Source organism: Streptomyces sp. NPDC004732 (assembly GCF_040609235.1).
Lineage (GTDB): Bacteria > Actinomycetota > Actinomycetes > Streptomycetales > Streptomycetaceae > Streptomyces.
Window position 1 is genome coordinate 530,061 of sequence record NZ_JBEXJR010000002.1, and the last position, 11,953, is coordinate 542,013.

Consider the following 11,953-nt stretch of genomic DNA (forward strand, 5'->3'; position numbering starts at 1 on the left):
TTCCGTGAAGATTCACAAGTACGACACCGTCATCGTCGGCGCCGGTGGCGCGGGCATGCGCGCGGCGATCGAGTCGACGAAGCGCAGCCGCACCGCGGTCCTGACGAAGCTCTACCCCACCCGCTCCCACACGGGCGCGGCGCAGGGCGGCATGGCCGCCGCGCTCGCCAACGTGGAGGAGGACAACTGGGAGTGGCACACCTTCGACACGATCAAGGGCGGCGACTACCTGGTCGACCAGGACGCCGCCGAGATCCTCGCGAAGGAGGCCATCGACGCGGTCCTCGACCTGGAGAAGATGGGCCTGCCGTTCAACCGCACGCCGGACGGCACCATCGACCAGCGTCGCTTCGGCGGTCACACCCGTAACCACGGCGAGGCCGCCGTGCGCCGGTCCTGCTACGCGGCCGACCGCACCGGCCACATGATCCTCCAGACCCTCTACCAGAACTGCGTCAAGGAGGGTGTGGAGTTCTTCAACGAGTTCTACGTCCTCGACCAGCTCATCGTCGAGGTGGACGGGGTCAAGAAGAGCGCGGGCGTCGTCGCGTACGAGCTGGCGACCGGCGAGATCCACGTCTTCCAGGCGAAGTCCGTGATCTACGCGTCCGGCGGCACCGGCAAGTTCTTCAAGGTGACCTCGAACGCGCACACGCTCACCGGTGACGGCCAGGCGGCCTGCTACCGGCGCGGGCTGCCGCTGGAGGACATGGAGTTCTTCCAGTTCCACCCGACCGGCATCTGGCGCATGGGCATCCTCCTCACGGAGGGCGCCCGCGGTGAGGGCGGCATCCTCCGCAACAAGGACGGCGAGCGCTTCATGGAGAAGTACGCGCCGGTCATGAAGGACCTCGCGTCCCGTGACGTCGTGTCCCGCTCCATCTACACGGAGATCCGTGAGGGCCGCGGCTGCGGTCCCGAGGGCGACCACGTCTACCTCGACCTCACGCACCTCCCGCCGGAGCAGCTGGACGCCAAGCTGCCCGACATCACCGAGTTCGCGCGTACGTACCTCGGCATCGAGCCCTACACGGACCCGATCCCGATCCAGCCGACCGCGCACTACGCCATGGGCGGCATCCCGACGAACGTCGAGGGCGAGGTCCTCGCGGACAACTCGACCGTCGTCCCCGGCCTGTACGCGGCGGGCGAGGTGGCCTGCGTCTCGGTGCACGGCGCCAACCGCCTCGGCACCAACTCGCTCCTGGACATCAACGTCTTCGGCCGCCGCGCGGGCATCGCCGCCGCGGAGTACGCGGCGAAGAGCGACTTCGTCGAGCTCCCGGAGAACCCCGAGGAGCTCGTCGTCGCCCAGGTCGAGCGGCTGCGCGACGCCTCGGGCAACGAGCGGGTCCACGAGATCCGCACGGAGCTGCAGGAGACCATGGACGCCAACGTCATGGTGTTCCGCACGGAGCAGACGATCAAGACGGCCGTGGAGAAGATCGCGGAGCTGCGCAAGCGCTACCTCAACGTCTCGATCCAGGACAAGGGCAAGCGCTTCAACACCGACCTCCTCGAGGCCATCGAGCTGGGCAACCTGCTCGACCTCGCCGAGGTCATGGCGCAGTCCGCGCTCGCCCGCAAGGAATCCCGCGGCGGTCACTACCGCGAGGACTTCCCCACCCGCGACGACGTCAACTTCATGCGCCACACCATGGCGTACCGCGAGGTCGGCGACGACGGCGCCGAGTCGATCCGCCTCGACTACAAGCCGGTCGTCCAGACCCGCTACCAGCCGATGGAGCGTAAGTACTGATGGCTACTCCGACGATGGACAAGCTCGAGGCCCTCGAAGCGGACAACGGCTCGCACCTGATCACGGTGACGTTCCGCATCCGCCGCTTCAACCCGGAGGTCTCGGCGGACGCCACCTGGGAAGACTTCCAGCTGGAGATCGACCCCAAGGAGCGCGTCCTCGACGGCCTCCACAAGATCAAGTGGGAGCAGGACGGGACGCTCACGTTCCGCCGCTCCTGCGCGCACGGCATCTGCGGTTCGGACGCCATGCGGATCAACGGCAAGAACCGTCTTGCCTGCAAGACCCTGATCAAGGACATCAACCCGGCCAAGCCGATCACGGTGGAGCCGATCAAGGGTCTGACGGTCCTGAAGGACCTGGTCGTCGACATGGACCCGTTCTTCCAGGCGTACCGCGACGTCATGCCGTTCCTGGTGACGAAGGGCAACGAGCCGACGCGCGAGCGTCTGCAGACCGCCGAGGACCGCGAGCGCTTCGACGACACGACCAAGTGCATCCTGTGCGCCGCGTGCACGTCCTCGTGCCCGGTCTTCTGGAACGACGGCCAGTACTTCGGCCCGGCCGCGATCGTGAACGCGCACCGCTTCATCTTCGACAGCCGTGACGAGGCGGGCGAGCAGCGCCTGGAGATCCTCAACGACAAGGACGGCGTGTGGCGTTGCCGCACGACGTTCAACTGCACGGACGCGTGCCCGCGTGGCATCGAGGTCACGAAGGCGATCCAGGAAGTGAAGCGCGCGCTGATCACGCGTCGCTTCTGATCCGGTTTCACCCTGTACGTCATATGGGCCCCGCTCCTGGAGGAGCGGGGCCCATGTGCATACGCAATGCCCTGGTTATAGCTTGGGTTCACTCAAAACGCTCGCGTCCCCCACTGACGCCCCCTTCCCCTCACCTCTGGAGTGCAGAGTGCATCGCCCCATCCGCCTCATGACGGCCGCGCTGACCGCGTCCGCGGCCCTGCTGTTGACCGCGTGTGGCTCGGGGGGAGGGGACGACGATTCCTCGGACAAGATCGCCGGAGCGGACGAGGGCGGGAAGCCCAAGGCCTCGGCGAGCGCCGGGCCCGGTGGCGCGAAGCGCCCCGGTGTGGAGCTGCCGAAGACGTTCAAGGCCGACTTCGTGAGCTGGCACAACAGCGACGCGAAGAAGCAGGCGATCCTGGACGACGGCAAGGAGCGCCTGAAGGCGGAGTACCTGGCCATCATGGACGCCGACCCGCAGGCGAAGCCGCTGAGCTTCTACACCTCGATGCAGGCCCTCAAGTCGTCCCAGAAGTACGTCAAGGGCTACGTGGACACCAATGACAGCCTGGTCGGGAGCGTGCGGGTGTTCAACCCGCAGGTGAGCCTCTCCGACGTCGGCGGCGTGCTCTTCTACTGCGTGGACGAGAGCAAGGGTTACACCGAGAACCGCAAGACGAAGAAGCGCGTGGGCACCCCGGACGACACGAACCCCGTCCTCCAGTACCGCACCACGCTGCGGAAGAACCCCGACGGCGTCTGGAGCACCGTCTCGCTGGAGACGGAGCGCGGGGGGTGCGACAAGTGAGGTACGCGTCGCACTCGCTGAAGAGGTCCCTCCCGCTGGTGGCCACGGCCGTTCTCGCGCTCGGCGCCTGGCCCGCGACGGCACACGCGCTCGGCGGGAAGGACGACAACGCACCGGCCCGGCCGTCCGGCGACGCCTCCGGCAACACGCTCACGGCGGGCGTCGGCACCAGCGTCACGGTCAAGCAGGTCAGCGGCGGCAAGGGCGGTGGCTCGAAGCCCGTCGTGGCGGTGGACCCGAACTGGAAGCCGCCGTCCTGCTGGTACGAGCCGGTGGCGACCCCCGAGGAGCTCAAGGACGGCGTGGAGAAGCTGAAGAAGGGCGGCGACCTGGTCCATGTGACGCCCTCGCTCAGCTGGGGCGAAGACCTCATGGTGGACCACTATGAGAAGGGCAAGGAGCAGTCGGACGGCGCCGAGGGCTACAAGAACTTCAACATCGGCAAGGACGGGAAGTTCTGGCGCGGGGTCATGAACCCCGACGTCGAGGACACCTTCGAAGCCCGGCAGTGCGAGACGAACCTCTTCTGGCAGGACGCCCAGGAGATCCCCAAGATCAAGAACGCGCCCACCCCGAAGATTCTGGCGGGCTACGCCTACAACAAGGTGAAGGTCCCCGACACCAAGGTCGAACTGAAGCCCGAGGGCAAGTCGACCGTGAAGGTGCCCACCTGGGTGTGGCTGGACAAGGGCAAGTTCGAGCCCGTGAAGGTCCGCGCCGAGCTGCCCGGCACGGACCTGTGGGCCGAGACCACCGCCAAGCCCGTCAGCCTCCACCTGGACCCGGGCACCTCGGACGCCGAGACCTTCCCGTCCGACGGCGAGTGCGCGGTCAACGACGACGGCAGCATCGGAACGCCGTACACGAAGGGCTCCTCGAAGGAGGACCCGCCGTGCGGCATCAGGTACCTGCGCGCCACCGGCGGCAATCCGTACCAGATGAAGGCGTCCATCACGTGGGAGATCACGTGGGAGGGCACCGGCGGCGCGGGCGGTGACCTGCCCGACGGCACCTTCGAGGGCACGCAGGACGTCAACGTCCAAGAGATCCAGTCCATCAACCGGTAGGCCAACCGGTAGGCGCGGGGCGCGTGTGGGGGCCGTACGGCCGAAGAATCATGCGCGCCCGGCGGGCTTCATGCGCGCCTGCGCCGGTACGGCGACCCCCGACCTACTCTGACGGAATGTCAGACAACCAGTCGGTCGGCCTTTCCGTTGACCAGCCCGCCGCCGATGAGTCCACGGCACTGCTCGGCTTCGACAACGTCCTGTTTCCCGTCGGCGACCTCGGCGAGGCCGTCGGGTTCTACGAACGGGCCGGGTTCCCGGTCGCGTTCCGGCTCGACGAGATCGGCCTCGCCATCCTGAAGGTGGGCAAGGAGACGCCGGGCATGCTGCTGCGCGTGGAGGACGGCATCGTGCCGCGTACACCTGCGTGGCCCTCGCCCCGCATCTGGCTGGAGGTCCCCGACGCCCGCGCGAAGGGCCGGGCCCTGGCGGCCGCGGGGATCCCCCTGCTCGCCGAGCCGTTCTCCGTGGCCACCGGCTGGACGGTGGAGATCGCCGACTCGTGGGGGAACGTCGTCGGCTTCACGGACTACCTCAAGCGGCCGGAGCTGGCGCGGACTTCCTGACGGGGGCTTCCTGACGGGGCTCCTGACGCCGGGCTTCCTGACGCGGGATGCGGCGGGTGGCTAGTGCCAATCCGCTCCCCCGCCCTCCTCCGCCACCACCATGACCCGGCGCAGCATCTCGGAGAGCTGTCTGCGCTCGTCCTCGGGGAGGACGCCGAGCAGCCGCTCCTCCTCGCGGCCCAGTACCGCCATCGCGCCCCGCCACGCCGCCCTGCCCGGCTCCGTCAGTTCGACGTCGACCCGGCGCCGGTCCCTACTTGAGGGCGTCCGGCGGACCAGGCCCCGGCGCTCCAGGCCGTCGAGGCGGCCGGTGACGGAGGCCGGGGCGAGGTCCAGGTCCGAGGCGAGCTCGGTGGGGCTCGCCTCGCCGCCCCGGCCCGCCAGCTTGTGCAGGGTGTCGAACTCGTGGCGTTCCAGGTCGAAGTCGACGAGGGACTGCTCGCGGACCCGGCGCAGATGCACGGTGAGCCTGCTCATGCGGGTGACCGCGCCCTCGATGTCCGGGTCGAGCGTCGGCAGGACGGGCAGCCAGCGCTCGACGTGACCGTCCGTCCAGTCCCGGGGACCCGTCACATCGTCCGCCGGACCGTCCGTCTTTCCATCTGTCATGCCATCCGCCATGCCAGGACTCTACTGCGGCACTTCGGTCCCTGATATTTCGTTGACGAATAGTTCGGAAGCGAAATACTGTCCTCTCCATGCCGCTCCCCCGACCGTCGTCGTACCCCCTGCTGCGCAACCGGCCCTTCCGCCTCCTCCTGCTCGGCCGCGCCCTCTCCCTCATCGGCGACGCGGTCATCCCCGCGGCCCTCGCCCTCGCCGTGCTCCGCGCCACCGGCTCCAGCTCCGCGCTGGCCGTCGTCCTGGGCTGCGCGATGGGCCCGCGGCTGCTCCTGCTGCCGCTCGGCGGGGTCGTCGCGGACCGCTTCAATCCGCGCACCGTCGCGCTCATCACCGACCTGGTGCGCTGCGGGACCCAGCTCTTCGTGGGCATCGAACTGCTGGGCGGCGCACCGGGGCTGTGGCACATCGCCGCGGCCGAGGCCATCGGCGGCGCCGCTTCGGCCTTCGCCATGCCGACGTTGCCGCGGCTGATCACGGGCACGGTCGCGGAGCAGGACCGGCACGGCGCCAACTCCCTGTTCGGCGTCATCAGGAGCAGTACGGTGCTGGGCGGCCCGGCCATGGCCGGGCTCCTCATCGCCACCGCGGGGCCGGGCTGGGCGTTCGTGCTCGACGCCGCCTCCTTCGCGACCAGCGCCTGCCTGCTCGCGGCCATGCGCCTGCCCCACGCCCACGACCGCGCAGCCGGGCAGCCCGAGCCGCACCGGTCCCTCCGCAAGGACCTCGTCGAAGGCTGGCGGGAGGTGCGGAGCCGCGACTGGTACTGGACCAGCCTGATCGCCCATGCCGCCTGGAACGGCGCCGCCGCCGTGCTCATGACCCTCGGACCGGCCCTGGCAGTCGAGGAGTTGGGCGGCGAGGGCGTGTGGATCTGGCTCCTCCAGGCGGGTGCTGCCGGGCTGCTGCTCGGCTCGCTGCTCGCCGGGCGGGCCCGGCCGCGGCGGCCCGTCCTGACGGCCAACCTGGGCCTGGCGACGTACGCCCTGCCGCTCGCCCTGCTCGCCGCCGGGGCCCCCGCGCCCGCCGTCATCACCGCCTACGGCCTCGCTCAGGCGGGACTCGGGTTCCTCAGCCCCGTCTGGGAGACCTCGGTGCAGGCGGCGATACCGTCCGCGGTGCTGGCCCGCGTCACCTCGTACGACTGGCTGCTCTCGATGGCCGCGATGCCGCTGGGCTACGTTCTCGCACCGCTGGCGGCGAGCGCCTGGGGCGCCGGGGTGCCGCTGTGGATCGCGGCCGCCGTCGTGGGCGTGGCCTGCGCGGGTACGGCAGCGGTACCGGGCGTCCGCCGCTTCACCCTCCCCGTGCCTGTGCCTGCACCTGCACCTGCACCTGCGCCCCTCCCGCCCAAGGCCGCCCCCGAGCCGCAGGACGCACCGGCCGCGCCGCCGCCCTATGTCGGCGGCGCGGCCTAGGGCCTAGGCGCACACTCACCCCCGCACCAGCGCCCACACCGTCTTGCCGCGGCCGCCGCGCCGCCACACCCCCCAGGCCTCCGCGATCGCGTCGAGGAGCCGCATGCCACGGCCGTTCTCGTCCTCCCAGTCGCCGCCGGTGCGCACCTCCGGCTCCGCAGAGCTCTCGTCGGACACCTCTATGAAGCACGAGCCGTCGGCGAGCACCGTCACCGCGACCTCGAACTCCCCCTGCACGACGAACCCGTGAAGGATCGCGTTGGTCGCGAGCTCCGACACGAGGAGCACGGTGTCGTCCAGCGCACCGTCGTCCGCCGTGTGCCCCCAGGCCTTCAGATGGTCCTGCACCCGCGACCGGGCCAACGGCACCGACGCCGGGTGCGGCGGCAATCTGAAGGCATCACGTCTCAGCACGTCCCCTTTACCCCCCACCCCATGGCCCCCTGTTCCCCCTGCCTCCCCGCTCCCCCCTCCGACCATGCTGCGCGGAGGGGCCCGCGGTGTCACTGAGGCATCCCCGGGCTCACCCATATCTGGCCAGTTCTGAACCAATTACCCCAGGGAACGGAGGTGCGAGGGTGGTCAGGCCTGTCGCGACGCCAGTTCGACGACCGTGATGTCCGAGGGCGCCCCGACACGCACCGGCGGCCCCCACGCACCCGCGCCACGGGTCACGTAGAGCTGTGTGTCGCCGTACCGCTCCAGGCCCGCGAGCGTGGGGTTGGCCAGGTCGGCGATGAGGTTGCCGGGCCAGAGCTGGCCGCCGTGCGTATGGCCGGACAGCTGCAGGTCCACGCCGTGCTCGACCGCGTCATGGATGACGACCGGCTGGTGCGCGAGGAGCACGGAGGCCCGTGAGCGGTCCCGGTCGCCGAGCGCCTTGGCGAAGTCGGGGCCCTTCCCCTCGTCCTCGCCCGCCACGTCGTCGACGCCCGCGAGGTCGAAGGCGGGGAGCTCGGTGCGGGCGTTCCGCAGGGGGTGCAGGCCGAGCTCGCGCACGTGGTCGACCCACTGCTCGGCGCCGGAGAAGTACTCGTGGTTGCCGGTGACGAAGTACGCGCCGTGCCGCGCCCGCATTCCGGCCAGCGGCGCCGCGGCCGGGGCGAGGTGCTCGACGCTGCCGTCCACCAGGTCGCCCACCACGGCGATCAGGTCGGGCTGCGTGGCGTTGACGGTGTCGACCACGCGCTGGGTGAAGCCGCGTCCGAGGATCGGCCCGAGGTGGATGTCGCTGACCACGGCGATCCTGAACCCGTGGGCCCCGCGCGGCAGTTTGGCCAGGGGGACGGTGACCCGCTTCACCTTGGGGCCGCGGAGCACGCCGTACGTCCCGTAGCCGACGGTCCCCGCGGCGACGGCGGCCGCGGTCCCGCCGACGATGCGGGAGACGAAGAGGCGGCGGGAGGGGGTGGAGAGGGCGGAGGCTGCCTTCTCGGGCTCAGGGGCAGGCGCAGGCTCGGAGGCGGGCTCGGGGGCAGGCGCAGGGGCAGGCTTTTCGGCCTCGGGGGCAGCCTGATCCGGTGCGGGGCGCGCCCGATCCGGTGCGGGCCGCGCCTGATCGGACCCGGTCGCGGACACGGACTCCGCCACGGATACGCGTACCGCTTCCGGAGCGGTCCTCTCCCGTTCCACCCACCGCCGCACCAGGGGACGCAGCAGCTCCCCCACGATCAGCGCAAGCAGCAGGTAGAGCGAGAGGGCCAGCCACATGAAGCCTGGCCAGGCCAGCACCTGCTGGAGCAGGAACGGCGCCCCGGTCCGCTCGGCGACGAGCGCCCCGAACATCATCAGCGGCGCCGCGACGAAGACCACCGTCCCGGCCCGCCGGGCGATCCCGGGCCCGGCCGTGGTGTCCCGCACCAGGCGGCGCCACGCGTACCAGTGGAGGGCCACGAAGGCCGCGAGAACGGCCAGGCCCACGAGGACCATGAGGGCAACCACGGCTATGACGTTCTGCGCAGAGCACGGACTCCACGGAACCCGATGGACCCCACCACCGTCCCCAAGACAAAGGAGACAACGGCAAGCGTCAGGTGCACCCAGAAGTACCCGGTCGGGTTGTCCGCGTCGTCGAAGGCGAGCCCGCTGCCGTCCTTCCACAGGTTCTTGACGAAAGTGATCCAGATGAACCAGCTCCACACCCCGAAGGCGAGCAGGAACCAGGAGACAGGGCGGCTGAGCTTCATGCGTTCAGTATCGCGAGCTCCCCTGCCGCACCGCCGCCGGGGTGGGGACGAGGGGACACAGCCCACCTCGGGAGCGACTTCCACAGCCCCGCCCTGTACGTTCTCGTCCGTGCCTGCCGTAAAAAAGACCGCCATGTTGGTCGCTTCCGCCGCATTGCTCACCATGTCGACCGCAGCGCCCGCGCTCGCGGACGGAAAGCCGGGAGGCGACGACGACCAACCGAAGCCGCCCGCCAAGATGTCCACCGTGGGCGGTGCGCAGCTCGGCCAGGCGGGCACCCAGGTGAAGCTCAAGCCGGGCGCGCCGGTGCTGCCCAAGGACCTGACGGGGCGTTCCTGGATCGTCTCGGACGCCGAGTCCGGTGAGGTCCTCGCCTCGCACAACGCGCACTGGCGGCTGCCTCCCGCGAGCACCCTCAAGATGCTCTTCGCCGACACGGTCCTGCCGAAGTTCCCGAAGTCGCAGAAGCACAAGGTCGCGCTCTCCGACATGGCGGGCATCGGCGCGGGCAGCAGCATGGTCGGCATCAAGGAGAACGAGACGTACAGCGTCCACGACCTGTGGCTCGGCGTCTTCCTGAAGTCGGGCAACGACGCGGTGCACGTGCTGTCCGCGATGAACGACGGCGTCCCGAAGACCGTCAAGGACATGCAGAAGCACGCCGACGAGCTGCAGGCCCTCGACACGCACGTGGTCTCCCCCGACGGCTACGACGCGAAGGGGCAGGTCTCGTCCGCGTACGACCTGTCGCTGTTCGCCCGCTCGGGGCTGCAGAAGAAGGACTTCCGCGAGTACTGCTCGACGGCCACGGCCAAGTTCCCCGGCGAGACCAAGAAGATCAAGAAGGGCAAGGACAAGGGCGAGACGAAGCGCGAGTCCTTCGAGATCCAGAACACCAACCGGCTGCTCACCGGCGCCCCGGGCATCAGCGCCTACAAGGGCATCGCGGGCGTCAAGAACGGCTACACCACGAACGCGGGAAACACCTTCACGGGTGTTGCCGAGCGCAACGGCAAGGTTCTCCTCGTCACCGTCATGAACCCCTCGTCCGGTGAGACCCACGCGGTCTACAAGGAGACCACGCGTCTCTTCGACTGGGGCTTCAAGGCGGCGGGCAAGGTCGACCCCGTGGGTGAGCTCGTCGCCCCGAAGGGTGCCGGTACGGGCGGCGCGGGCAAGGGCGCCCCGGGCAGCGGTGGCGGGGGCACGGACGCGGAGAACGCCGCGCACTCCTCCGACGGCGGAGGCGGCGGCATGGGTACCGCGCTCGCGATCACGGGCGGCGTGCTCGTGGTGCTCGCCGGGGGTGTCTTCGTGATCCGGCGCCGGATGCCGCTGCCGGGCCAGTCGGGTCGGCGTACGCCTCAGGACTGACGGCTACTGCCTTCTCCGGCTTCTACGGAGGGCGTGTTTGTGGAGGCAGTCTCTTCGGAGGCTGCCTCTTCGCCGTCCGCCGCCGCTGTACGTGACGCCTTGCGCGTCGCCGTCCAGGCGGCGCAGAACAGCAGCAGCTTCGCGGTGAAGTTGATCCACAGGAGGAGTGCGACGGGCACTCCGAAGGCGCCGTACATGTTCTTCGAGGCGACGCCCTTCATATAGCCGCCGAGCAGCAGCTTGAGCAGCTCGAAGCCTGCCGCGCCGATCAGCGCGGCGGTGACGAGGTCGCGCCGGTCCGGCTGGACGCTGGGCAGCAGCGTCAGGACGTAGAGCAGCAGCAGGAAGTCCGCGAGGACGGCGATGGCGAACGCGACGACCTGGAGCAGCACCGCGCCCCAGCCCTGCTCGTCGATGCCGAAGAGGTCGGCGGCCTGCCCGACCGCGGTCGACGCGAGCGCGGACGCGGCGAACGACGCGAGCCCCGCGCCGCCGAGCCCGAAGAGCACCCCGGCGTCCTTGACCTTGCGCAGGACCGGGTTCTCCTCGTCGTCCTCCAGCTCCCAGACGGCGCGCAGGCACTCCCGCATCGAGCCGACCCAGCCGATGCCGGTGAAGAGCAGCAGGGCGCCCGCGACGAGGCCCACGGTGCCCGCGTTGGCGACCAGGGCGTCCAGGTTCAGCTGGTCGGAGATGCCGGGGACCTGCTCGGAGATCTTGCTTTCGAGCGTGTCCTGCTGCTTCTTCGAGAGGGTCGCCGCGGCGATGGCGGCCGCGACGGTGAGCAGCGGGAAGAGCGCCAGGAAACTGATGAACGTCATGGCGGCCGCCAGGCGCGCCCAGTGCACTTCGTCGAGGCGTTCGTAGGACTGCCACGCGTGCGTGCGCATGCCCTTCTCCACCAGTGGCCCGATGCCGGGCAGTTTCTTCAGCCAGTCCATGACGCCTCCGTGCCTGCTGTCCTGCCCGTTGTCCTGCCCGATGTGCGGAAGACCAAGGTCCGAGTACCCCAAAAGCGCAGAACAGTGGCGAGTGCCATACCGATCCCGGCGCCTGAGACGGTGTCCGCGCGCTGTGAGGTGAGGCCGAGCCCGTAGTGGGAGACGGCGATGCACAGCAGTTGGACGAGGGCGCCCGCGATGTTGACGGCGAAGAACACCGCGTACTGGCGCAGCCGCGAGACCTCCGCGGCCTGCCGCCGGTAGGTGCCGAGCGCGTTGCCCGCGTACGCCACCGAACAGCCCGCTACGAAGGAGAGGGATTTGGCGGTCAGCGGGTCCAGGCCGACGGGTCCGCGCAGCCAGATGAAGAGGCCGAGGTCGGCGGCGTAGGCGCAGATTCCGGCGGCGGCGAAGCCGAGCAGTTCGGGCCCGAGCGCGCGGAACCGTTCGCGTAGGGATCTCAAAC

General features: G+C 70.0%; 13 protein-coding genes. 7 read left to right on the plus strand and 6 right to left on the minus strand.

What is annotated here, in order from left to right:
- Positions 1-4 precede the first annotated feature (4 nt).
- The 5 genes from sdhA (at position 5) to ABZV77_RS07045 (ending at position 4,946) form a co-directional block, all read left to right on the plus strand.
- Positions 5-1,759, plus strand: a complete 1,755-nt coding sequence (gene sdhA / locus ABZV77_RS07025; RefSeq protein ID WP_356251299.1) for a succinate dehydrogenase flavoprotein subunit — start codon at positions 5-7, stop codon at positions 1,757-1,759.
- Complete coding sequence (locus ABZV77_RS07030) at positions 1,759-2,523, plus strand: succinate dehydrogenase iron-sulfur subunit (protein ID WP_356251302.1); 765 nt, start codon at positions 1,759-1,761, stop codon at positions 2,521-2,523. The genes sdhA and ABZV77_RS07030 overlap by 1 nt, the downstream gene beginning before the upstream one ends.
- Before the next feature lie 148 nt (positions 2,524-2,671).
- Complete coding sequence (locus ABZV77_RS07035; protein ID WP_356251305.1) at positions 2,672-3,313, plus strand: hypothetical protein; 642 nt, start codon at positions 2,672-2,674, stop codon at positions 3,311-3,313.
- Complete coding sequence (locus tag ABZV77_RS07040; protein ID WP_356251308.1) at positions 3,310-4,380, plus strand: hypothetical protein; 1,071 nt, start codon at positions 3,310-3,312, stop codon at positions 4,378-4,380. Before ABZV77_RS07035 ends, ABZV77_RS07040 begins: the two co-directional genes overlap by 4 nt.
- A gap of 116 nt (positions 4,381-4,496) precedes the next feature.
- On the plus strand, positions 4,497-4,946 hold the full coding sequence (locus tag ABZV77_RS07045; protein WP_356251311.1) for a VOC family protein: 450 nt from the start codon (positions 4,497-4,499) through the stop codon (positions 4,944-4,946).
- A 60-nt stretch (positions 4,947-5,006) separates the two neighbouring features.
- On the opposite strand, the gene ABZV77_RS07050 is transcribed toward ABZV77_RS07045, so the two are convergent.
- Positions 5,007-5,555, minus strand: coding sequence for a MarR family transcriptional regulator (locus tag ABZV77_RS07050; protein ID WP_356251314.1), 549 nt, complete (start codon positions 5,553-5,555; stop codon positions 5,007-5,009).
- Between the two features lie 89 nt (positions 5,556-5,644).
- On the opposite strand from ABZV77_RS07050, the gene ABZV77_RS07055 reads away from it, so the two are divergent.
- Entirely contained in the window at positions 5,645-6,985 is a 1,341-nt protein-coding gene (locus tag ABZV77_RS07055) for an MFS transporter (RefSeq protein WP_356251317.1), read from the plus strand.
- Positions 6,986-7,000: 15 nt separating this feature from the next.
- Here the strand turns inward: ABZV77_RS07055 and ABZV77_RS07060 are convergent, their stop codons facing one another.
- The 3 genes from ABZV77_RS07060 to ABZV77_RS07070 all read right to left on the minus strand — a co-directional run bounded on the left by ABZV77_RS07060 (position 7,001) and on the right by ABZV77_RS07070 (position 9,171).
- Positions 7,001-7,399: an ATP-binding protein gene (locus ABZV77_RS07060; protein WP_356251320.1), complete on the minus strand. Its 399-nt coding sequence runs from the start codon at positions 7,397-7,399 to the stop codon at positions 7,001-7,003.
- 168 nt (positions 7,400-7,567) lie between these two features.
- Positions 7,568-8,926: a metallophosphoesterase gene (locus tag ABZV77_RS07065; RefSeq protein WP_356251323.1), complete on the minus strand. Its 1,359-nt coding sequence runs from the start codon at positions 8,924-8,926 to the stop codon at positions 7,568-7,570.
- 2 nt (positions 8,927-8,928) lie between these two features.
- Positions 8,929-9,171, minus strand: a complete 243-nt coding sequence (locus tag ABZV77_RS07070) for a hypothetical protein (protein WP_356251325.1) — start codon at positions 9,169-9,171, stop codon at positions 8,929-8,931.
- A 133-nt stretch (positions 9,172-9,304) separates the two neighbouring features.
- On the opposite strand from ABZV77_RS07070, the gene ABZV77_RS07075 reads away from it, so the two are divergent.
- Positions 9,305-10,546 (plus strand): D-alanyl-D-alanine carboxypeptidase, encoded by a 1,242-nt coding sequence (locus ABZV77_RS07075; protein WP_356251328.1) that lies wholly within the window; start codon positions 9,305-9,307, stop codon positions 10,544-10,546.
- On the opposite strand, the gene ABZV77_RS07080 is transcribed toward ABZV77_RS07075, so the two are convergent.
- Together ABZV77_RS07080 and ABZV77_RS07085 are read right to left on the minus strand one after the other, a co-directional pair.
- The gene (locus ABZV77_RS07080) at positions 10,537-11,487 is read right to left on the minus strand and encodes a YihY/virulence factor BrkB family protein (RefSeq protein ID WP_356251331.1); all 951 of its coding nucleotides are present in this window, start codon (positions 11,485-11,487) and stop codon (positions 10,537-10,539) included. The genes ABZV77_RS07075 and ABZV77_RS07080 overlap by 10 nt on opposite strands.
- Positions 11,475-11,951: a GtrA family protein gene (locus ABZV77_RS07085; RefSeq protein ID WP_356251333.1), complete on the minus strand. Its 477-nt coding sequence runs from the start codon at positions 11,949-11,951 to the stop codon at positions 11,475-11,477. Before ABZV77_RS07085 ends, ABZV77_RS07080 begins: the two co-directional genes overlap by 13 nt.
- Between the last annotated feature and the right edge of the window lie 2 nt (positions 11,952-11,953).